At 68.7% G+C, this 21,077-nt stretch carries 18 protein-coding genes; 10 read left to right on the top strand and 8 right to left on the bottom strand.

Annotated features, from left to right (window positions below):
* The first annotated feature begins 630 nt into the window (after positions 1 to 630).
* The 4 genes from lipB (at position 631) to ABZ840_RS31920 (ending at position 3,837) form a co-directional block, all read left to right on the top strand.
* Complete coding sequence (gene lipB / locus ABZ840_RS31905) at positions 631 to 1,413, top strand: lipoyl(octanoyl) transferase LipB (protein WP_361565588.1); 783 nt, start codon at positions 631 to 633, stop codon at positions 1,411 to 1,413.
* A gap of 136 nt (positions 1,414 to 1,549) precedes the next feature.
* Positions 1,550 to 2,500, top strand: a complete 951-nt coding sequence (gene lipA / locus ABZ840_RS31910) for a lipoyl synthase (RefSeq protein ID WP_361565591.1) — start codon at positions 1,550 to 1,552, stop codon at positions 2,498 to 2,500.
* A 394-nt stretch (positions 2,501 to 2,894) separates the two neighbouring features.
* Positions 2,895 to 3,131 (top strand): hypothetical protein, encoded by a 237-nt coding sequence (locus tag ABZ840_RS31915; RefSeq protein ID WP_361565594.1) that lies wholly within the window; start codon positions 2,895 to 2,897, stop codon positions 3,129 to 3,131.
* 10 nt (positions 3,132 to 3,141) lie between these two features.
* Positions 3,142 to 3,837, top strand: coding sequence for a DUF4191 domain-containing protein (locus ABZ840_RS31920; protein ID WP_361565597.1), 696 nt, complete (start codon positions 3,142 to 3,144; stop codon positions 3,835 to 3,837).
* A 161-nt stretch (positions 3,838 to 3,998) separates the two neighbouring features.
* Here the strand turns inward: ABZ840_RS31920 and ABZ840_RS31925 are convergent, their stop codons facing one another.
* Positions 3,999 to 4,466 carry an RDD family protein gene (locus ABZ840_RS31925; protein ID WP_361565600.1) on the bottom strand — a complete coding sequence of 156 codons (468 nt, stop codon included), beginning with the start codon at positions 4,464 to 4,466 and terminating at the stop codon, positions 3,999 to 4,001.
* A 306-nt stretch (positions 4,467 to 4,772) separates the two neighbouring features.
* On the opposite strand from ABZ840_RS31925, the gene glnA reads away from it, so the two are divergent.
* Positions 4,773 to 6,182, top strand: a complete 1,410-nt coding sequence (glnA, locus tag ABZ840_RS31930; protein ID WP_361565602.1) for a type I glutamate--ammonia ligase — start codon at positions 4,773 to 4,775, stop codon at positions 6,180 to 6,182.
* Positions 6,183 to 6,808: 626 nt separating this feature from the next.
* Positions 6,809 to 10,390 (top strand): hypothetical protein, encoded by a 3,582-nt coding sequence (locus ABZ840_RS31935; protein ID WP_361565605.1) that lies wholly within the window; start codon positions 6,809 to 6,811, stop codon positions 10,388 to 10,390.
* 192 nt (positions 10,391 to 10,582) lie between these two features.
* Here the strand turns inward: ABZ840_RS31935 and ABZ840_RS31940 are convergent, their stop codons facing one another.
* On the bottom strand, positions 10,583 to 11,116 hold the full coding sequence (locus ABZ840_RS31940) for an NUDIX domain-containing protein (protein WP_361565607.1): 534 nt from the start codon (positions 11,114 to 11,116) through the stop codon (positions 10,583 to 10,585).
* 10 nt (positions 11,117 to 11,126) lie between these two features.
* Positions 11,127 to 12,482, bottom strand: coding sequence for a tetratricopeptide repeat protein (locus ABZ840_RS31945; RefSeq protein WP_361565610.1), 1,356 nt, complete (start codon positions 12,480 to 12,482; stop codon positions 11,127 to 11,129).
* Positions 12,483 to 12,701: 219 nt separating this feature from the next.
* On the opposite strand from ABZ840_RS31945, the gene ABZ840_RS31950 reads away from it, so the two are divergent.
* The 4 genes from ABZ840_RS31950 to ABZ840_RS31965 all read left to right on the top strand — a co-directional run bounded on the left by ABZ840_RS31950 (position 12,702) and on the right by ABZ840_RS31965 (position 15,764).
* Positions 12,702 to 13,451 carry a hypothetical protein gene (locus ABZ840_RS31950; protein ID WP_361565612.1) on the top strand — a complete coding sequence of 250 codons (750 nt, stop codon included), beginning with the start codon at positions 12,702 to 12,704 and terminating at the stop codon, positions 13,449 to 13,451.
* A 95-nt stretch (positions 13,452 to 13,546) separates the two neighbouring features.
* Positions 13,547 to 14,458: an aminoglycoside phosphotransferase family protein gene (locus tag ABZ840_RS31955; protein ID WP_361565615.1), complete on the top strand. Its 912-nt coding sequence runs from the start codon at positions 13,547 to 13,549 to the stop codon at positions 14,456 to 14,458.
* A complete protein-coding gene (locus tag ABZ840_RS31960; RefSeq protein ID WP_361565618.1) occupies positions 14,459 to 15,151 on the top strand; it encodes a class I SAM-dependent methyltransferase in 693 nt (230 codons plus the stop codon).
* A gap of 34 nt (positions 15,152 to 15,185) precedes the next feature.
* Positions 15,186 to 15,764: an HAD domain-containing protein gene (locus ABZ840_RS31965; protein ID WP_361565621.1), complete on the top strand. Its 579-nt coding sequence runs from the start codon at positions 15,186 to 15,188 to the stop codon at positions 15,762 to 15,764.
* A gap of 128 nt (positions 15,765 to 15,892) precedes the next feature.
* On the opposite strand, the gene ABZ840_RS31970 is transcribed toward ABZ840_RS31965, so the two are convergent.
* The 5 genes from ABZ840_RS31970 to ABZ840_RS31990 all read right to left on the bottom strand — a co-directional run bounded on the left by ABZ840_RS31970 (position 15,893) and on the right by ABZ840_RS31990 (position 20,959).
* Entirely contained in the window at positions 15,893 to 16,102 is a 210-nt protein-coding gene (locus tag ABZ840_RS31970; protein ID WP_361565623.1) for a hypothetical protein, read from the bottom strand.
* A gap of 106 nt (positions 16,103 to 16,208) precedes the next feature.
* Positions 16,209 to 16,967 (bottom strand): GNAT family N-acetyltransferase, encoded by a 759-nt coding sequence (locus ABZ840_RS31975; protein ID WP_361565626.1) that lies wholly within the window; start codon positions 16,965 to 16,967, stop codon positions 16,209 to 16,211.
* A 272-nt stretch (positions 16,968 to 17,239) separates the two neighbouring features.
* Positions 17,240 to 18,994 carry a choline/carnitine O-acyltransferase gene (locus ABZ840_RS31980; RefSeq protein WP_361565849.1) on the bottom strand — a complete coding sequence of 585 codons (1,755 nt, stop codon included), beginning with the start codon at positions 18,992 to 18,994 and terminating at the stop codon, positions 17,240 to 17,242.
* 98 nt (positions 18,995 to 19,092) lie between these two features.
* Positions 19,093 to 19,974: a class I SAM-dependent methyltransferase gene (locus ABZ840_RS31985; protein WP_361565628.1), complete on the bottom strand. Its 882-nt coding sequence runs from the start codon at positions 19,972 to 19,974 to the stop codon at positions 19,093 to 19,095.
* A gap of 112 nt (positions 19,975 to 20,086) precedes the next feature.
* The gene (locus tag ABZ840_RS31990) at positions 20,087 to 20,959 is read right to left on the bottom strand and encodes an arpA protein (RefSeq protein ID WP_361565631.1); all 873 of its coding nucleotides are present in this window, start codon (positions 20,957 to 20,959) and stop codon (positions 20,087 to 20,089) included.
* Between the last annotated feature and the right edge of the window lie 118 nt (positions 20,960 to 21,077).

The raw sequence follows: 21,077 nt of genomic DNA on the forward strand, positions 1-21,077 counted from the left end.
GGCCACGATTCGTCCGCGTTCATCCGATCGTGTGAGCACAGCTCCGCAGGCCGACACGGCTCCCCGCGGTCCACACCTGGTGTCCGGTTCCGCGCTCCCTCTTGACGCCCTGCCCGGCCCGCCCCCCGGCGCCTGCCCGGCCTCGCCCCTGAGAGCCCGCCGCCGTCCCTCGTGGCGACCGCCGCCACGCACACCGGAGGGCTGCCCGCATGCACATCGGGCGGCCGTCCGCACGCACAGTGGAGGGCGATCACCCGCATGCGTACCGGGCCGCCTCCACAGCCACCCGCGGCAGCGCGCAGCGGGGCGCCGCGGCGGGACGAGCGCCGTGCGCGCGGGGAACGAGGAAGTGCGGCGAGCGCCGTGCGCGCGGGGGAAGAACACCTGCGGCGAGCGCCGTGCACGCGGGGAGCGAGAAGCTGCGGCTGGCTCCGCGCGCCCGTACCGCCCCGCGACCGGCCCCCGCACCGCCCCGAGACCGCCCCTCACACCGCCCCGTCACCGGCCCCGCACCGCCGCACCATCCCGCGACCGCCCCCCATACCCCCTCGTAACCGGCCGCCCGACGTGCTTTTCGGGCACGGCCGTACAGTGGGGACGGGCGCGAAGGTTGCGATAAGAGGAGCCGCCATGAGTGAGCTGCGCTTTGTCCGGATGGGCTTCGGCGCCGACGCCGTGGAGTACCAGACGGCGTGGCAGGAGCAGCGCCGGGTGCACGCCGCCCGGTTCGCCGACGAGATCCCGGACACCTGCCTGCTGCTGGAGCACCCGCCCGTGTACACGGCGGGCCGGCGTACGGCGGAGAACGAGCGCCCGCTGGACGGCACCCCCGTCGTCGACGTGGACCGCGGCGGGAAGATCACCTGGCACGGTCCGGGCCAGCTGGTCGGTTACCCGATCCAGAAGCTGCCGCGCCCGGTGGACGTGGTGGCGCACGTACGCCGCCTCGAAGAGGCGCTGATCCTCATGGCGGCGGAGTTCGGCGTGGCGACCACCCGTATCGAGGGCCGCAGCGGTGTGTGGGTGCTGGGCGACCCCGTGGAGCAGCGCGCGGCCCTGGGCGGCCTGAACCTCGACTTCGACCCGCGCGTGAACGACGAGCTGTTCGACCCGCGGCTGAACGGTCCGGAGTACGCGCCGTCCAACGCCGGGCAGCGCCGTGAGGACCGCAAGCTGGCCGCGATCGGGATCCGGGTGGCGAAGGGCGTCACCATGCACGGCTTCGCGCTGAACGTGAACCCGGACAACACCTCGTTCGACAAGATCGTGCCGTGCGGAATCCGGGACGCGGGCGTGACATCGCTCTCGTACGAACTGGGCCGTGAGGTCACCATCGAAGAAGTACTGCCGGTCGCCGAGAAGCACCTGGCGGACGTGCTGGAGAACGCCGAGCTCCTGCCCCGCGCCGTCTGACCCGGCCCGCCGGAGCCCCCACGAGCGGGCCCGGCGGAATGCAGCCCGGCGGTAGCGGGTTGCGCAGCACGTAAAGACGTGCGAATCAACGGGCGTACCCTGGGTACGCCGAAGAAACGAAGCTTAGGGAGCCGGAGTGTCCGCTGTCGCACCCGACGGACGCAAGATGCTGCGCCTGGAGGTCCGGAACAGCCAGACCCCCATCGAGCGCAAGCCCGAGTGGATCAAGACCCGGGCGAAAATGGGCCCCGAGTACAACCAGCTGCAGGGCCTGGTGAAGAGCGAGGGCCTGCACACGGTCTGCCAGGAGGCGGGCTGTCCCAACATCTTCGAATGCTGGGAGGACCGCGAGGCCACCTTCCTCATCGGCGGTGACCAGTGCACGCGCCGCTGCGACTTCTGCCAGATCGACACCGGCAAGCCGCAGGAGCTGGACCGCGACGAGCCCCGCCGCGTGGCCGAGAGCGTCCAGACCATGGAGCTGCGCTACGCCACGATCACCGGCGTCGCCCGTGACGACCTGGACGACGGCGGCGCCTGGCTGTACGCCGAGACCGTCCGGCAGATCCACGGCCTGATGCCCGACACGGGCGTGGAGCTGCTGATCCCGGACTTCAACGCGGAGCCCGACCAGCTGGCCGAGGTCTTCTCCTCGCGCCCCGAGGTGCTGGCCCACAACGTGGAGACGGTGCCGCGGATCTTCAAGCGGATCCGCCCGGGCTTCCGTTACGAGCGGTCCCTGAAGGTCATCACCGAGGCCCGCAAGGACGGCCTGGTGACCAAGTCGAACCTGATCCTGGGCATGGGCGAGACCCGTGAGGAGATCAGCGAGGCGCTGCAGGACCTGCACGACGCGGGCTGCGAGCTGATCACGATCACCCAGTACCTGCGCCCGTCGGTGCGGCACCACCCGGTCGACCGCTGGGTGAAGCCGCAGGAGTTCGTCGAGCTGAAGGAGGAGGCGGAGGAGATCGGCTACAAGGGCGTCATGTCCGGGCCGCTGGTCCGCTCCTCGTACCGGGCCGGCCGGCTCTACCAGCAGGCGATGGACAAGCGCGCGGAAGAGGCGGAGCGCCCGGCGGTCTGAGCACACCCTCGGGAAAGCGCCCGGCGGTGTGAGCACACTGCCGGGCAGCGCCCCGCAATGTGATCACCATCGGGAAGCGCCCGCATGGTGGACGGGGCGCCGTAGCACCACGTCGATCACCTTCGGGCGCCGCCCATCCGCATGATCATTCGTGAATTCTTTGCATTCGTGAGCGCTCGTTTCGGGCCCCGGGGATGTGAATCCCGGCACACGCCGGACAGTGCGGCCCGCACTTCTCCCAGGCTGGAGGGGTGCGGGCCGTGCCGACGTTTCATGGGCGTTTGACCGTGCGGTCATCCGTTGGTAACACCTTTCCGTAAGGCTTTCAGTGACGATGGATGCACGCACCGCTCACACCCCCGTTGTTCCCACCACCCCGAAGGGGACTCACGCCATGCAGGCCGCGCCCGTCCGCGACACCGCTGCTCTGCCGATCCCGGCTGCTCTGCCGATCCCGTCCGTCACCGGCGCCCTGCGCGCCGTGGAGTCGCTGCTGATGCGCAACGGTCAGCGCACCGCCCGCCGAAATGCCTGGACTGCCGTCCTTGAGGACCGGCGCCGGGCGGAGGACCGACGGGCCGCCCAGTACGTACTGGAGGCCGCGGCGACCCGGAGCACCTCGGCCACGTAAACTTTCGTACATGGCGAGGAAGGAAAACGCAGACACTGCGAACCAGGGGCGACTCAAGCAGATCGCCCTGACCTACAAGATGACCCGTCGGGTCGACTCCAAGGTCGGTCTTGTCGTCGCGGGCGTGGGCATCGTCGTATTCGGCGTTCTCCTTGCCATCGGCTTCCTGATCGGCCACCCCGTGTACGCCGGCATCCTGGGCTTCCTGCTGGCCTTCCTGGCGATGGCGATCATCTTCGGCCGGCGGGCCGAGAAGGCCGCCTTCGGTCAGATGGAGGGCCAGCCGGGTGCCGCGGCGGCGGTACTGGAGAACATCGGCCGTGGCTGGTCGGTGACGCCCGCGGTCGCGATGAACCGCAACCAGGACGTCGTGCACCGTGCGGTCGGCAAGCCCGGCATCGTGCTCGTCGGCGAGGGCAACCCGAACCGGCTCCGTGGCCTGCTGGCCGCGGAGAAGAAGCGGATGGCCCGTACGGTCGCCGACGCGCCGGTCCACGACTTCGTGGTCGGTGACGGCGAGGGCCAGGTACCGCTGAAGAAGCTGCGCACGACGCTGATGAAGCTGCCGCGCGTGCTTCCGGGCGCCCAGGTGACGGCCACCAACGACCGGCTGAAGGCGCTCGGCGACCTGATGAGCAACATGCCGGTGCCGAAGGGGCCGATGCCCAAGGGCATGCGGATGCCGAAGGGCGGCCGGATGCGGTGACGCCTCCGGCGTCCCTGTGACGACACGTTCTTGTGACAACACAGCCTTGTGACGACACAGCCTTGTGACGACACGGCTGCGGCCCGGGACCTCATGGTCCCGGGCCGCTCTCGTGCGTACGCGCGGACGCGCCGCGAAATCCGTACCTGTGCGGGGACGCCTCAGATCCGTACCTGTACGGACCGGGCCAGACGGTCGTGGAGGCCGCGGCCGTCGCGGTCCCAGATCGCGGCCGGGATGACGATCATCAGCGCGACCGTCCGGGCCAGCACCCGCGGCAGCGAGAGCCGGCCGCCGCCCTCGGCGACGACCCGCAGGCCCAGCAGCCGCTTCCCGGGCGTGAAGCCGACCGTGCCGACGGTGAGCAGGGTCAGGACGAGGAAGACCAGCAGCGCCCAGTTGCTCGCCGCGTTCGCCTTGCCGCCGCTGAGGAGCCCGTACGCGATGAGCATGCACAGCGCCCAGTCGACGAGGAGGGCCACGATCCGGCGGCCCGGCCGGGCGATCGAGCCGGGTCCGTGCTCCGGCAGCCCCAGCTGCTGGCCCCGGTAACCGAAGTCGATGCCCATGTCCTCGGCCGCCGCGCGGGGCCCGGAGAGCCACGATCCCATTGCTTGCCTGTTGTCCACCCGTCCACGGTACTGCGACCGCATACATTTCCCGCGGGGCGGGGCGCCCGTAACGGGGTACGGCGACCGCCCCGCCGTGCGGCGTGACACGGCCGTACCGGTACGTGGCACGGCCGCCACGAAGGGCCACGGGCGCCCGCCACGAAGGGCCACGGCCGCCGCGCGCCGGTTAACCTGAGCGAAACAAATGGGTCATGCTTGGGAAATCCCGCCTACCTAAGGTCGGGCGAGCGCGCCACCGCACATGGTCGCGATCCGAGGAGCAACCCCGAGCCGCCGACCGGTGACCGGGCTAGGAGGAGTTGGATGTTCCAGAACGCCGACGAGGCCAAGAAGTTCATCGCGGATGAGGACGTCAAGTTCGTCGACGTCCGGTTCTGCGACCTGCCCGGTGTGATGCAGCACTTCACGGTGCCCGCGGAGGCGTTCGACCCGACGGAGGAGCTGGCGTTCGACGGCTCCTCGATCCGCGGGTTCCAGGCCATCCACGAGTCCGACATGGCGCTGCGCGCGGACCTGTCCACGGCGCGGGTCGACCCGTTCCGCCGCGACAAGACCCTCAACGTCAACTTCTTCATCCACGACCCGATCACCGGCGAGCAGTACAGCCGTGACCCGCGGAACGTGGCGAAGAAGGCCGAGGCCTACCTCGCCTCCACCGGCATCGCCGACACCGCGTTCTTCGGCCCCGAGGCCGAGTTCTACGTCTTCGACTCGGTGCGCTTCGAGACCTCCGCGAACCGCTCGCTGTACGAGATCGACTCCGAGGCCGGCGCCTGGAACACCGGCGCGGTCGAGAACAACCGCGGTTACAAGGTCCGCTACAAGGGCGGCTACTTCCCCGCCCCGCCGGTCGACCACTTCGCCGACCTGCGCGCGGAGATCTCCCTGGAGCTGGACAAGCAGGGCCTGAAGGTCGAGCGCCAGCACCACGAGGTCGGCACCGCCGGCCAGGCCGAGATCAACTACAAGTTCAACACGCTGCTCGCCGCGGCCGACGACCTGATGCTCTTCAAGTACATCGTGAAGAACGTCGCCTGGCGCAACGGCAAGACCGCGACCTTCATGCCCAAGCCGATCTTCGGTGACAACGGTTCCGGCATGCACGTCCACCAGTCCCTGTGGTCCGGTGGCGAGCCCCTCTTCTACGACGAGCAGGGCTACGCGGGCCTCTCGGACACCGCCCGCTACTACATCGGCGGCATCCTCAAGCACGCCCCGTCGCTGCTGGCCTTCACCAACCCGACGGTGAACTCCTACCACCGCCTGGTCCCCGGCTTCGAGGCCCCGGTCAACATGGTGTACTCGCAGCGCAACCGCTCCGCGGCCATGCGTATCCCGATCACCGGCTCGAACCCGAAGGCCAAGCGCGTCGAGTTCCGTGCGCCCGACCCGTCCTCCAACCCGTACCTCGCCTTCTCGGCGCTGCTGCTCGCGGGCCTGGACGGCGTGAAGAACAAGATCGAGCCGGCCGAGCCGATCGACAAGGACCTGTACGAGCTGGCTCCCGAGGAGCACGCGAACGTCCAGCAGGTCCCGACCTCGCTCCCCGCGGTCCTCGACGCCCTGGAGGCGGACAACGAGTACCTCCAGCAGGGCGGCGTCTTCACCTCGGACCTGATCGAGACCTGGATCGACTACAAGCGCACCAACGAGATCGCCCCGATCCAGCTCCGCCCGCACCCCCACGAGTTCGAGCTGTACTTCGACCTCTAAGAAGCGAGGTCGGGCGACCTGGGCGATCTTCCGGAAACTGACTGTGACCTGCGGAAACTCTTCTCGCGAGTTCTCACGGTTCCCAGCTGTTTTCCACCCCCTGGTGCACCGCGTGTGCACCGCCCGGTCACGTGCCTGACCAAGCGTCAGTAACGACAGTGAGGGCCGCTACCCCTGCAACGGGGTAGCGGCCCTCACGCGTTGCAGGTGTCACCCCACTGACGGGGCGACTACTCGGGTGGCGGGCGATGGTGGCCAACGCTCTTCATGGCAAGGGTGGAGTTCAGGCGCTGGGCACACGGCAGCTTGGCCGACTGCTGCGTCTCCTGCTCGTTCGAGTGCTGCTTCTCAGTCCCGACCTGTCAGCAGTAGAACGCTCGGTTGATGAGGGAGGCGGCTACGCTCATCCATATGTTGACGAGTCAGTACAGGCCGGGAGATCGACCTCGGGCCGTGTGCCTCGTTCACGCTGATCTCAATTCCATGCTGCTATAGCAGGACGCCTGCCTGAGTACCTGGCATAGGGGGCTGGAGTCCAAGATGGTCCACAGATATCAATCCTGCGCAATGTGTCCGCATTGGGGCAGGCGCACAGGTATCAGCTCTGCGGTTCCGGGGAGGTTGTGATGAGCCGGGCAGGACAGGCTGGCGAGGTTGGCAGTGTGTTCCGATGCGCTCTGGCCACACACCTTGCTGTGCATGGGCTGCGCAGCCGCTCGGTGTCGGGTCTGGACCTGCCGGACGGGGTAGTTCCGATTCGGCTTGACTTCGAGACCGACGATCCGACCGACGATATCCGGGTCACCTTCTCTGACGGACGCCGCGCGTATGTCTCCGCGAAGCGCAAGGTCAGCAAGGCGCGCCCGCTCCAGGAGACCGTCGCCGGCTGGGTCGCGCAAGCCTCCGAGCTAGACCCTGACGATCTTCTGGTCATCGCGGGTGAAGATTTTACCGGCCCTGCCAAGTATCTCGACCGCGTGTTGCGGCGGCACAGGGCCGGGCTGAGGATGGAGACTGAGTACGAACGTGACGCGTTCGGTGCCCTTTACGACCTGCTCCCAGCAAGCGCTCGCGAGCTGGTCCTGGACCGAGCACGCGTCCTCCACCTGCCCAATTCAACGGGGTCGGCGACCGCCCGAGACCTCTTGGCTGCGCTGATGGACTATGTCGTTGTCGATGAGCAGGGGCAGCGCGCCGTGAGCGTTCTCTCTGACCTCTTTCATCGGCAGGCTGGCGAGGCGCTCGGAAGCGATATCGACGCCTGGGTTATGGCCTTGAACAGCGCTGGGTTGACTGTGATTGCTGACCGAGGTGGTCCGGCGGCCATGCGCGTCGCATCTCGGCTAGCTGCTGTCAATAACTACCGCGGCCGGCTGAAGGCAGATGCTGGACGGCTGGACCTCAGTCTGCTCGCCGAAGATCTCCCCACCCTTGTCGTCGACGGACTCCTCGACGGGCTCAAGATCGACGTTGAGGGCTCACACGTGTCCGAGGGTCTGCTCCGGTACCTGAGGCGTTGGCGCCGCATGCTCGTCGTTGGTCAGCCGGGTTCAGGGAAGTCTGTCGCGTTGCGAGAGATCGCTGCGCACTGCGCCACACACCCTCATGCCCCTGTTCCGGTACGAGTGTCGTTGCCGCATTTGATGAAGCAGCAGCCCGATCGCTTGACGATCGACGGCATAATCGACGGGGCCACGGCAGACGTGGTCGCCGCCGAGCAGCGTGTGCCTCTGGCTGAATACCTGACTGAGGAACTCGTGCAAGGTCGTGCCATCGTCCTTTGTGACGGGCTTGACGAGTGCGGCGCTCGCGCACCGTGGGTCGCGCAGCAACTCGCCAACATCCTCGACTCCCTGCACCCCAGAACCGGCTTTGTACTGGCTACGCGGGCGAACGCCCAGATCCCGGCTGCTCGACTCGGACTCCCGCGCGTGGAACTGGCGGCTCCGAGCGACCTGGATAGCACCGTTGACGACATCCTCGTTGCGTGTGCTGCTACACGCGTCGCTGAGTCCGACCGAGAGGTGTGGTTGGCGACGCGGCGGGCGTGGATTAGAGACGCCAGAGACCAGCACGACCACCTCCTCGCGGTACCGCTGCTGGCTATCTTGCTGGCGCTGATCTGCGCCAGCGCATCAGACGCAGACCTTCCGAGAGGCCGCGCGACTTTGCTGCATCGAGCTGTCGAGCAGTCCGTGCAGAGATGGGAGCAGACGCGTGAGGCTCTGGGCCCGGCTCGGCCTTGGTCGCCTGCATTGACCTCCGCCATGCTGCTCCGCGGATTCACCGTGTTGGGACGCATCCTCGATGGTGGAGCAACTCCGCCGCGCGCAGAAGCCCTCGTATCCTTGGTCGAGATGCTGAGGGACCCCGGGGAGTGGGCTATGCCACCTGCCCAAGCTCGTGAGGTGGCAGAACAAGTACTCCGCTTCTGGGACGAGCACGTCGCTGTCTTCGTCGTGAACGCTGCAGACGAACTCACGACCCGCAGCAAAGTGTTCGCCGAAATCGCTACTGCGATGTGGGCGAGTACGTGCGTTCTAGAGGAACTGAGGCACTGGCTGAGCGAAGCACTCATCTACACCGATTCAGATGGTGCGATCGCGCTCGCCGCCGGACTCGCCCCCAGAACCATCGAAGCACTCCTCGAAGTCGGGGCAACTGGTCGGCCAGAAGCCACTCTTATGGTGGCCAACCTTGCGATCCGGGGGATCGTGGCGCTTACACCCGATGCGATCGAACGTACTTTGAGCCAACTCACCGCCGGAGCTCTCGCCTCCTGCAATGACGGCCCACCTGCGAAACGGGGCCCTAGAAACCCGTCGACCTGGTTTCCGACGCTCTGGGATAAGAGCCGCGATGCTGGCCCATGGCCATTTGTCCAAGCTGCCTGCCTACTTGCGCTACCAAGCTCGTGCAGGCCCCAGCGTGCCAACCTGGTCGCGGCGGCAACGCTCGATGAGCCTTCTGAAACGATCGCCACGGCACTGTGCGAGCTGACTGATGCGACGACGGACAGTCGCTCCTTGGATGACGCGGGGGTGGCTGCGGTTCATTCAGCACTGGCAATTCCGCTTCCGCCTGACTCGAAGATGGTTCGAGAGAGCCGTCGAAGCTACGCCCTGGTTGGCGGAGGACGCCTCGCACCTGGACTGGCCCATGTGGCTTTGGGCGCAGCCGGTCACCTTGACGAACTCGCGGAGGACACGGGCGAGAGAATGCTCCAGATCGCAATGCATGCCAGTGGCGGCATCGCTGACAGCATCTTCGCCGCACTTGTGCGTGCGGGCGTGGATATTAGCCGACGCTGGGGCAGCATTGCTGCGGATATTCAAAGATGGGCGTCTACACACAAGGAATACAGAACAGAACTTCTTGCCGACCTCAGTTCTCTCGCTGCCCCGGGTGAAACCCCAAACGACGACACACTCTGGTCGCTGACCGATATCGCTGACCTGCTCACAGTAACCGGCTACGGCGAAGTTGCAGCAGTCGAGTTTGATCGAGCTTTTGTGCGTGACAGTGCAGAGGTTCGACGCTGTTGGCTAGACGCACTAGCTGACGCGTACGGCATCGACAAGTCGGCGGTAGCAAGACAGGCTCGCCATATTCAGCGGATAAGCGAAGAGGCAACCGACAGCCAGACCGTAAATGGGGATTGGCTGGTGGCTGCCACAAATCCAGTGGTCGAACCTTCACCTTCAGACGATCTGAATACGGCTCTCACGACCGAGCAGCAACGAAGGTTGCTGTCGTGCCTTGAAGCGGACTCCGACTGGATCGCATGGGCAGCGGCAGTCGTTCTCGTCCACGTGAACGAACCACCATGGTGCAGCCAGGAGCTTCTCGAGAAGGATATGGCCAGTTGGAGCCGGTGGCGGGCGGGACTGCTTTACATGGTCGCGATTCTCACCTCTGGGGGCGAGCGCAGGCCGTTGCTGGCGTGGTCCGCCGCGTCAGATTCGGCGGACCACCGATATGCCGCACGAATGACGATTCCGGTGGCTTCAGGGCTTGACTCCGACGGATCGATCATGAACGCGCTATGCCAAGATGCCGACCTATCGGTCCGGCCCAAGCATGCACGTGAATCGTTGCCTGCGCCCACTCACTGGAGTTGCGGTGACTGCCGAGCGGTCAATGACGTTACTGCAGAGGATTGCCAGACGTGTAGTTCCGGTGTACGGCCCCCGACAGCTGACGGCTGACGCTTGCCTCGCCCCGTCTGGCTCAGCGTTGAACTGACGGTAGAGGTTGAGCTCGCGTAGGCGGTGGCGGCGCTCACAAGGCAAGAACGCTCCTGGTGGCTACTTCGCTCATCATCATGCGACCGATCTTGGTTGCCGAGAACAAGTGGCGAAAAGCCTGCTCTGGCAACCTGTCGAGCCGCATGGGCGCCTCTATCGCCAGCCGTCCAGTGACACCTCCGGGCCCCCAGCAAGGTACCGGCGGAGGGCGCTGGCGGTGGTGTCGACGAACGCTTCGGGAATAGCGTCGGCGCCGACCCACCGGACCTGGGCGTGCTTCCGCGGTTCTCGGTTTTCGGGCTCACCGGTCCATTCGTGGGCGACGAAGACGACGGTCAGGAAGCCGTTGGGGGCTTCGACGCCCCAGGCGCCGTGGATGATGTGGGCGACCTTGAGCGACTCCGGCTTCACCGTCAGGCCCGTCTCCTCGTAGAGCTCGCGAACGGCGGTTTCGGTGATGGGCTCGCCGGGTTCGCTCTTGCCGACGGGGAGGTCCCACATGCCCTGGGCGAACTTGGCGTTCTCACTGCGTTGGAGGAGAACGACGCGGTTGGTGGCCTTGTCGTGGACGATGACGGCCGCGACGAGGAGGGTCATGGAGTCGAGGGCGGGCTTGAGTGCCTGGGGGCGGTCGTCGGTGTTCGGCTGAGCCACGGGGATCCCTTCATCGGCCGGGTTGATCGGCATAGTAGGTCAGTTAGGTCAGGGCTTCGCGGGCCCGGCGGGCGAGGTCGGCGGCTCCGGGCACCTTGCGGCGCTGGTAGATCGCGAGCGTCGATCTGATGGAGGAGATCGCTTTGCGGGTGCGGTCGGACGTCATGCCGTTCATGAGCGTGAGGGCCTGAGTCCAGGCAGCGACGGCTTCGTCGGCGCGGGCCTGGGCGGCGAGGCTGTCGCCGAGGTCCGCGTAGGTGAGGGCATGGACGCGCTTGTACTTGATCGGGTCCCAGCGGGTGAGAGCTGCTCGGTGCTGGAGTTCGGTGCCGGGATGGTCAGTGAGGTCGGTGAGGGTGCGGGCGGTGTGGCTGGCGACGGTGCCGGCAGCCGGGCCGCTGACCAGGGAGAAGCTGGGCTGCGGTCTGTCGTCGCGGAGGAGGGCGTCTTCGGCGGCGAGGAGGGCGCGGGCAGCGGGGGCCTTGTCGCCAACGGCGGCGTAGGCGCGGGCGTGGGTGATGTGGAGGAGGGCTTCGGTTTGGCCGTCGACGTGGCCGAGGCCGCGGGCGAGGGCGCCTTCGACGAGGGCGACGCAGTGGTGGGGCTGCTTGAGGCTGAGGGCCTGGTGGGCGAGGGCCCGCATCATCCAGGCGGCGTGGCCGTGGGGGTCGGCTTCGCAGGCCAGCTGGTAGCCGACTTGGTAGTAGCGCTGAGCTGCCCCTTCCTGACCAAGGTCGTGGTGTTTCCAGCCTGCGAGGTAAGCGAGTTCGGCGACCGCGCCGAAGGCGGCACGGCGTACGTCCTCGGAAGGGAAGCGGGCGCGGAGCATCGGCGCGGCGGTGTCGGCGAGGTAGGCGGTGACGGTGGTCAGGCCGTGGCCGCCACCGAGGCGTTCGTCGGCGGCGCTGAAGGCGGCAGTGATCTGCCGGACCACGTCGACGTCCTCCGCCCCGACCGCGGTAGTGGCGGTCCTGGCGCGGAGCATGCGGGAGGTGGCCTCATGGTCGTAGCCCAGTGGCATGGCGACGCCGGCCGTGGTGAAGGTGGCGACCGCGAGGAAGCGGCGGCGCTGGACATCAGCTCTGCCGAGTTCGGTTGCCGCAATCACCGGGTCAGCGTCGCCGAGGGCGGACGTTTCGGCGGCGGCCAGACCAATGTCGGCAGGGGTAATGGTGCGTCCGGCACGGCGGGAGAGCGCCTCGGCGACATATTGCGGGATCCGGCCGGAGGGGCGTCGGGTGCCGTTCACCCAGTGGGAGACGCCCGACTTATTGGTGTTGACGATCTCGCCGTTCTCGGCGGCGATGCGGCGAACGTCCTTGGCCAGCGCCTCGTATGTGCAGCCGATGGCCTCGATGGTCTCGCGCAGGCGTGCGTTGGATTCTCTGGGCGCTGCCACGGCCTCTCCGATCCAGAGCTGTAAACCGTGTATACCCCTCGGCCCCCTCACCACCGTACCCACTGTGTGTGGCGAGCGGTTCACTTATTCGCAGCCGCCCGGAACGGCAAGACCGTGTTCCAGGCTCCCCCTTGGCCGGGCGGCTCCCGCAGTTCCGTACACCGCCATGGGCCCGGGCATTCCTATGCCCCGGCCCGTCTGATGAGAGACGGAGACACGGTGACCACCATCAACACCGCGGCCATCACGGTCGAGCTGCCCGAGGCATTCGATCCGCGCTGGAGCCGCCTGTCCGGCATCCAGGTCGAGGGCCGGCGCATCACCATCGACCCGGCCGAGTACTTCTTCCGATTCGAGTCCGCGAGCTGGCTCGTCGCCGACTGGGAGCTGGTCAAGGCCCGGCTGCTGCCCGTCGAGGAGACCGCGGAGAGCGCGGTCGAGCAGCTGGCGCTGAAATTCATCAAGGAGCACGCCGAGTCCACCTCGGACGCGGCGCGTGTGCTGGCCACCGCGTACGAGGTGTACGCCTATCTCTTCCGCGAGGAGCACCTGGCGGGCCTGGGCCTGCCGCAGGTCACCGCGGCGCATCTGCGGATGCTGCGCGAGGCCGCCACGCTGATGGCGCTGAACAAGGTGGAGCTGGACGGGCGCATCTCCAATGTCGGCCCGTGCTGGTTCTTCCCGGCCGCCACTTCCGTCGTCTTCGACCTCGACCAGGCGATGGGCGGCCTGCTCGACGAGGTCTACCACGGAGGCTGGTTCAACGAGCACCGCCGGATCGAGTCCATCAAGGCGCATGCCGCGCTCGGCGGGCGGCTGGTGCACGGCTGCCAGTCCGTGCCGGACCAGTCCGGTGGCGTCGTCGCGCCCTACGGTGCCTCGATGGCCACCTTCCGCGAGGACTTGGCCGCCTTCAAGGCCGGGTGGATCGAACGGGTCTACGCCCACCGCGTGACCCCGGCCGCGTAACCGCTTTCGCGGCACCTGTACGGCTCCGGGGCGGGCCGGCCGTCTTCGCCTGCCCCGGACGTCGCCAGCTCACCTCACTGACCGGAGCACTGTCCATGGACGAGACCCTGATCGCCGAACTGCTCACCGACCTGTTCACCCTCACCACCCAGCCCGCACCGCAGCGGGCGAAGGTACGGGTGTGGTCAATGTCCGGCGTCGAACGGCTGACCTTTCCCGACAGCAGTACGGCCATCTTCAAGTACGCCCAGCGACCGTTCGACCGCGAGGACCAGGCCCTTCGCCTGGCCCACAACTGCGGTGTACCCGTGCCGCAGGTCCACGCCTCGGCCGTACGTGAAGGCTGGCTCGGCATGCTGCTGGAAGACCTCGGCGAGCCGGTCCGTGAGGCCGACAGCCTCGACGGCGCCGCTGCCGCGGTCGCCTTGCACGGAGCAGAGCCGACCCACGCACTGGCGACGCTGGATGAGAAGGGACTCCGAGAACTACCTCTTCGCGCCCTGGAGCATCTCGGGTGCCTTCGCGAGGCCGGGCGCTGGCAGGACACTGACGACATCGAAACCGGCCTGGGGCAGATCGCCAAGGCCGCCGACACGCGGGCAGAGGGCGCCGCCATCGCCCCCTTCGGCTGGGTGCACTCCGAGTTCCATCCCACCAGCCTCCACCTCGGGCACCACGGCTGGCGGCTGCTGGACTTCGCCCGCGCCTTCACCGGTCCTGGCCTGCTCGACCTCGCCAGCTGGCACGGCACCATCGACACCCCGGACCCCGCACGTCTGCGCACCTTCCTGGAGACGTACGCGGTCCAGGGCGGAACTCCCGACGTCCTGGCCCGACGCGGCGGGCTGTCGGCGGAGGTATGGGCGCTGGGATGGCACCGGATGTGGGCCATCGAATGGTTCATGGAGCAGTCCATCCGCTGGATCAACGACCCGGCCACCGACCCTGCCTACATCAAAGTCGTCCGCCGCCACCTCACCGATACCCTCCAACTCCTGGAGGTCTAGATGCTGGCCCAAGCCTCCCCCTGGCACGCCCACGCCCTCCAGCGCACCCATCACAGCCCCGCCCAGCCGCTGCCCGTCCCCCGCCGCATGGAATGGACCACCCGACCGGGGCTCGGCCCCGGCTCGGAAATCCTCGGCACGGACCTGCGGCGCATGCGGATCCTAGAACTGGGCTGCGGCCCCGGCCACAACGTCGCCTACCTCGCCGCCCGACGAGCGGCCATAGCTACCGGTGTGGACCTCGTCGGCCTCCAGGTCCGCCGCGCCCGCTCCCACTATGGGCGCCTGGCCGGCGTCACCTTCGCCGCCGGCCACGCCCTCCACTACCTGCAAGCCACCGACGAGCCGTACGACGCGATCTGCTCGGTCTTCGGCGCCGTCGGCCTCGTCGACCCCAAGCTCCTGCTGCCGGCCATCGCAGACCGCCTACGCCCAGGCCGCATCCTGGCCTTCTCCGTACCGCACCCCGCCCGGGGAGGGCGACGGCCCTCCCTCGATGACCGGCCGCTCCGGGACTACGTCGCGGTACCCGACGGCTCCCGCCTGCCGATCGCCCGCTGGGAGTTCGACACCGACCGCTGGGCCACCCATCTGGACCGCGCTGGTCTGCGGCTCACCGCGGCTCAGGAGTTCTACGGCTCTCGCGGCGACTCCTGCCCGACCACGCTCCTCATCACCGCACGCAAGGGCTGACCCACACGCCTCACCCACCTACCCGGAGGTACCGATGCGCCTGCCCTACTTACTCATGGACATCGACGGTGTCCTGATCCCCTTCCCCTCCCCGGAAGGGACCACCCCCGCAACCCACGACCGCCACGACGTCCTCCCGACCGGCCGGAACCCTGACCAACCCGTCACGGTCTGGCTCAACCCAGCCCACGGCCCCATGCTTCTGGACCTCATCCGCACTGGAATTTTCGCGCCGGTCTGGTGCACGAGCTGGCGCCAGGACGCCGCCACCATGATCGGGCCCTTGCTCGACCTCCCGCCCCTCCCGTACGTCGATCTTCCCCGCCCACAGATCACGACCAGCCACCCCAACGGCTACCTGTGGAAACGCGACTACGTCGACAGTTGGCTCGGCGACGCACCGGTCGCCTGGATCGACGACGACTTCACCAGCCTCGACCACACCTGGGCCGCAGAACGTACCGCTGGCGGGCTGACGACCCTGCTGGTGCAGCCTGACCCTCATGTCGGGCTGCTCCTCGAACACCTCACCCAGATCACGGCGTGGACGGCGCGGCTGCGAAGCGCACGGACCGGTGCGGCGGACACGCCGCACGGTGCCGAAGCCGCGTGACAGAGATTCGTCAGGAAGCGCTGATGCCCTCCCCGCTCGTAGCGGCGAGGGCATCAGACCTCTAAGAGCGGCGCTAGTGTCGCACGAGGGCCGTCATCCAGGTTTCCGGGTGGCGGCCCTCGCGGCGTTCAGGAGGCGGCTTGTGATACGCCGCGTGTGACTTCGCCGAGGAGGTCGAGGATTCCCTGACCGAGCGGGGTGGTGGCGATGAGGACTCCGAATGCCACAGCGGCGAACACCACCAGGACCTGATCGATGCGCTTTCTGGGCCTTGGGGGACGACGCATCACCAGGAAGAGGATGACAGCGAGTAAGACCGCCAGGTCGATGGTCAGCAATTGCCGGACCTCCCGTCAGCCGCACATCAGGACACCACTGATCCTCTGGTATAGCCCGAAACGGGAGGTTCCGCGCCTGTGCTGCCGGGAGAGACCGGCCGTGCGTTCAGGAAGCGATCCGCCCCGAGACGCAAGGGTCTTCGTTGCGGTAGCCGAGGCGGTCGTAGAGGCGTTCGGCGGGGGTGTTGTCGGTGAGCTGCCAGAGGGTGCAGAAGCCGTGGCGGCGTACGGCGTAGCGGGTGAGCCAGGAGGTGAGGGCCGCGCCGAGGCCCTGTCCGCGGAGGGCGGCGTCGGTCGCGACGGACGCCATCAGCGGGGCGCCGCTGTCCCGGAGGCTGCTCAGGGCGCCGCAGGCGACCAGCCGGCCGTCCGCGTCGCGGATGCCGGCCCACAGGCTGACGCCCTCGGCGCCGGGGCCGGTGGAGTGGGCGGGGCTGTGCGCGTTGAGGAAGGCGAGCAGCTCGTCGTGGTGGGACTCGTCGAGGGCGACGACCCGGTCCTCGCCGCGCTGGACGGGCGGCTCGTCCATCGTCCAGCGGAAGATCCACTCGACGATCCCGGTCACCGGGAGGTGGCGGCCGACCAGGGTCTCGGTGCCGCGGGGGCCGGTGAACTCCCGCACCCGGTCGGGCAGGCCCAGGGCCGCGCGCAGGACGAGTCCGGCGGCGGCTTCCGGTTCGCCGACGCTCCACACATGGCCGCGGGCGTCGTCGAGCCAGGCGGCGGCGCCGTCGCCGGTCCAGCCGGCCCGGCCGGCCGGTCGCTGCCGCGCGGCACCGAAGCGCAACAGGGCCGAGCCGGTGCGGCTCTCCAGGCCCTGGTCGAACAGGTCGGCGGTCCGGGGGACAAGAGTCGTTGCCAGCATCGCTCTCTGAGGGGAGGTAGGGACAGGAAGATGCGCAGACTCCGACATTCCGGGCACGTGGCAGGCGCGACCGGAAGGCTCGTCTGAGATAGGGGGTTTCCCGGCAGCGGCAGCGCACGCGCGCGCCCGGCCCACCAGGACGGCCCACTGTGACATACCGCCCCGGGGCCGGGGCAAATCCGGCCCCACCAGCACATTCATGAGTGATACATCCATGAGGGCCGCCACCCCGATCCGGGTGGCGGCCCTCAGCCGGCGGAGATCGTTCCGCGCTACTCCCCCGCCAGCAGTTCCCGGAGTTCGGTGACTGCGGTGCGGAGGTGGGTGGCGAAGGCGTGCATCTGGTCGGCCACCGGGCGCGGGGTGCTCAGGTAGAGGTTGAAGCGGTCGGGCAGGAGGACGTACGCGATGCCGATGCAGCGGCTGCTGGTGGAGCCGAAGCCGAAGAACTGGATGTTCTCGGACGGGGCCGAGCTGGTGCTCAGGTAGTCGTCGCGCATGGTCAGCCAGCCCGGGGAGCGGTAGAGGGCGGGCTGTTCGGTGATGCCCAGCTCGGTGCCGCGGCGGCGCTGGATGAGTTCCAGCTCCCAGAGGTGCTGTTCGGGGGCGTCCCCGGCCTGGCACTCCTTTGCCCGGGTGACGTGCGCGGCGGCGGCCGCGCGGAAGGCCGCCCGGCGGGTCCCGGCGTCGGCCGCCGGGTCCTCCATGGCCGCCACGAACGCCTGGATCTCGGGGGTGACGACGCGCATGGCCTCGGTGCGGCCGCGCCGCCACTGCCGGGTGGCGATCGATTCGTACGTGGCGCCCAGCCTGCCCTTGGCACGCTGGTGGGCGAGCTGGTACGCGAGCTGCACGAACGCGTCGGGCGAGACCCGCAGCGCCTTGGCCGCCGTGGAACCGAAGTCCTCGAAGGAGACGGTCTGCGTAGCGGTGTCCGCGCCGTACTGGGCGAAGGCCTCGGCGGCGGCGTCGGCACGCGCCCGGAGGGCGTCGTCCAGGTGCCAGGTGAGCGCGGAGAACTCCGGGCGGCCCTGGGAGCGGGCGCCCGACTCCCGGGACTGCTCCTCGGCCGGCGTGCCGAGGAGGGTGTCGACGAAGCTGAGGATCGTCGTGCCGTCCAGGCCGCAGTGCTCGACGTTGATGCCGGCCCGGCCGTCGGCGAAGACGACGAAGGAGACGGCCTTGTCGAACCAGCGGTTGCCGCGGTCCCCGTAGAGGAGCTCGTCGCAGGTCTCCTGGGTGTCGGCGGGCGCGAAGTCCTCCAGGCAGACGCAGAAGAGGGCGGTCTCGATGTCGTCCAGGGCCGCCGCGTTGCCGGGGTGGTGCGCGCGCAGCGTCTCACGGGTGGCCGCCCAGTCGGCGCGGGCCATGGTGGTGAGAGAGCCGACGGAGGTGTCCCGCCGCGCCGGTTCCGCACCCGCCTTCATGACGGCGGCCAGCCCCGCCTCCAGGTCGGCGGGGGTGTGCGGGGTGCCGTCGGCGCCCAGGACGTCCATCCGGTACATCGCGCCCCGGAAGAACACCACGACGTGGCGCGCGTCGGACGGACCCGGCCACTCCGCCGAGTACGGGTGGCGGACCGTGTCCTGCTGGGCGCCCGGGATGCGGGTGGTGGAGAAGAGGTACTTGTTCTGCTCCATCGTCTGCGGCGCGCCCCGCAGCAGCACCGGCGGGATCTCCTCCCGGTCCAGCCGCCGCTTGTAGGCGACGGCCGAGGCGATCAGCCCGGCGGCCCGCTCCAGTTGCGGCAGCCCCGCGTCCTGGAAGAGGAAGAAGAAGTTGGCGTTGAGGGCGATGCGGTCCCGGCGGCCCAGGTAGCGGTACGGCCAGAAGGTGTCGAGCCAGCTGTGCACGCCGGGGGTGCGGTCGTACTCCTCCAGCGCCGCCTGGAGCGCCGGGCCCGGTCCGTCCGGACCGCTGAAGGCGGCCACCTCCGCCTCGGTCGCCGCCCGCTCCTCGGGGGTCAGCAGCGGACCGCACCAGTCGAGGAACCGCGTACAGCTGTCCGCCAGCGTCGGCAGCGGCACCCGCGGCAGGGTGTCCTCGTGGGCGAAGGTGGACGGAGGCGCGGAGACGGACGGGGCGGCGCTGCCCGAGGGGGCGGTGGCCGTGGACCGACTGGGGTTCAAAGCTGCTCTCGATTCGGGTCGTGACGATCAAGGGACCTGGTGCGTCCGAGGGGCCTGGCGCGTCCTGCCGGGCCGTACGGGCGGGAGACGTAGAGCTGTGCGTAGAGCCAGCCTTCCGCCTCCAGCCCGGTGGCATCCACTCCGGCCTCCGACATGGTGTCCAGGACGAGCGTCTGTTCCTCCGGAGAGGCGAACCGCCGCTGTTTGAACATCCCGTCGACGCGGGTGGTCTCGTAGCCGAGGCCCGCCAGGGCGCGCTCGACCGGGTCGAAGGGGAACATCCGCAGCACGAAGTGGGCCATCCACGGCCGGTGGGCGCCCTGCGCGCGGACGACGCGGGTGAGCGTGCGTTCGGTGACGTAGCCGACGCAGCCGGTGGAGAACACCAGGTCGGCGCCGGCCATCCGGGCGCGCTGGTCCGGCGTGGGGTCCTCGTTCTCCAGGTCGGCGTGGACGGTGTCGTCGAGGAAGCCGGCCTCCCGCGCGTACGACAGCGCGTTCTCGGAGGAGTCCAGGCCGACGACGCGGGTGGGGTGCGCGGGCCGGCGGGCGCGGGACAGCTCGCGGTCGCGCGCCAGCAGTTCCTCGCGGGTGAGGCCGGCGGTCGCTTCGTCGCCGTAGCGCGCGTACAGCTCGTCCATGCCCACGTCGTACTTCAGCAGGGCGGCGTTGATGCCGTACGAGCAGCCGATGTCGACGACTTTCGGTGCCGCCACCCGGTGGTCCTCGCGGTACTCCTTGACGAGCTTGGCGAAGTACGGCTTGGCGAGCTGCGGCACGCAATAGTCCAGCGTGCGCAGCACGGTGAAGTACGCACGCGGGTCGGGCTGCGTGTAGATGTGGTCGAGCGAGACTTTTCCGGTCGTGTCGAAGCGCACGGGGTTGCTCCTCCGTGGATCGCGAATGGGAAAACGTCCTGCGGGTGGTCCTGCGGATCTCCTGCGGTGTGCGGCGGGGCGCCCTGTCGTACGGAGGATGCCCCGTGGCGGGTCAGTCCAGCAGTTGGTCGCCGCGTACGGCACGCTTCTCGGCTGCGGCGAGGTGTTCGGGGAGCACCCGGCCGAAGAGCTGGCGGGTGCGGGCCACGCTGCCGATGACGCCGGGGCGCTCGCTGTACGCGAAGATCGCCGAGTGCCGCGAGGTGCCGCCCGCCACGGGGCTGACGCGGTGCAGGGAGTAACGGCCCTTGAAGAGCTGGAGGTCGCCGGTGTGCAGCGGGAGGCGGCGGGTCAGCCGGTCGCCCCGGCCGCAGAGGACGTCGCGGACGTCGTCGAAGTTCTCGTCGTCGGCGGAGCGGATGCCGGGGCAGTACTCGAAGGCGCCGCCGGTCTCGGCTTCCTGGGTGAGCATGCTGACGGTGAACTCGTTGGTGTCGAAGTGCCAGGGGTGCTCCCTGCCCGGCTCGACGACGTTGAGGACCAGTCCGGCGAGCGGGTCGGCGAGTTCGTGCAGTTCGGCGAGGCCGAAGCAGCGCGCGATGAACGTGCGGAACGCCTCGTGGGTGTAGAGCTGGCTGATCAGCGCGGCTCGCGGGATGCGGTCCCGGGCGACGAAGGCGTTCCCCCGCTCGAAGGGGATGCGGCCGGGGTGGTCGGCGGGCAGCGAGTCGTCGACCGCGATGTTGTAGACGTTGACCGTCTCGACGTCGTAGTGCGCCCGGGGCGCCAGTGCGGAGCATTCCTGCCGCAGCAGGTCGCGCAGGGCCGGCTGGACGAAGTCCGGCAGTACGGTGCAGCCGACCTCGGCCAGGTCCCGGCGGGCCCGGTCGATCACGGCCCGGCCCTCGGCTCCGTCCAGTGCCGTCAGGGGATAGCGGGTCGTGTCGACCACCTGGTCGAGCGTCAGGGCTTCCAGAGTGCTCATGCGATCCTCTCCACGCGGGGGCGGACGCCCCAACTCTACGGATGAGTAACGCAGTTGAGGTATCCCCGTCGCACTTTGCGACTGTGACACGGCACACGGCCCCGGCGGGCATGTCCGG

The sequence above is a fragment of the Streptomyces sp. NPDC047117 genome, from assembly GCF_040643545.1.
Taxonomy (GTDB): Bacteria; Actinomycetota; Actinomycetes; order Streptomycetales; family Streptomycetaceae; genus Streptomyces.

What these genes read in the sequence shown, in the direction of transcription:
- ABZ840_RS31990 (WP_361565631.1), bottom strand. Translation starts at nt 20,959, where the DNA reads ATGAGCACTCTGGAAGCCCTGACGCTCGACCAGGTGGTCGACACGACC.
- ABZ840_RS31975 (WP_361565626.1), bottom strand. Translation starts at nt 16,967, where the DNA reads ATGCTGGCAACGACTCTTGTCCCCCGGACCGCCGACCTGTTCGACCAG.
- ABZ840_RS31965 (WP_361565621.1), top strand. Translation starts at nt 15,186, where the DNA reads ATGCGCCTGCCCTACTTACTCATGGACATCGACGGTGTCCTGATCCCC.
- ABZ840_RS31935 (WP_361565605.1), top strand. Translation starts at nt 6,809, where the DNA reads ATGAGCCGGGCAGGACAGGCTGGCGAGGTTGGCAGTGTGTTCCGATGC.
- ABZ840_RS31960 (WP_361565618.1), top strand. Translation starts at nt 14,459, where the DNA reads ATGCTGGCCCAAGCCTCCCCCTGGCACGCCCACGCCCTCCAGCGCACC.
- lipB (WP_361565588.1), top strand. Translation starts at nt 631, where the DNA reads ATGAGTGAGCTGCGCTTTGTCCGGATGGGCTTCGGCGCCGACGCCGTG.
- ABZ840_RS31920 (WP_361565597.1), top strand. Translation starts at nt 3,142, where the DNA reads ATGGCGAGGAAGGAAAACGCAGACACTGCGAACCAGGGGCGACTCAAG.
- glnA (WP_361565602.1), top strand. Translation starts at nt 4,773, where the DNA reads ATGTTCCAGAACGCCGACGAGGCCAAGAAGTTCATCGCGGATGAGGAC.
- ABZ840_RS31955 (WP_361565615.1), top strand. Translation starts at nt 13,547, where the DNA reads ATGGACGAGACCCTGATCGCCGAACTGCTCACCGACCTGTTCACCCTC.
- ABZ840_RS31915 (WP_361565594.1), top strand. Translation starts at nt 2,895, where the DNA reads ATGCAGGCCGCGCCCGTCCGCGACACCGCTGCTCTGCCGATCCCGGCT.
- ABZ840_RS31940 (WP_361565607.1), bottom strand. Translation starts at nt 11,116, where the DNA reads ATGCCGATCAACCCGGCCGATGAAGGGATCCCCGTGGCTCAGCCGAAC.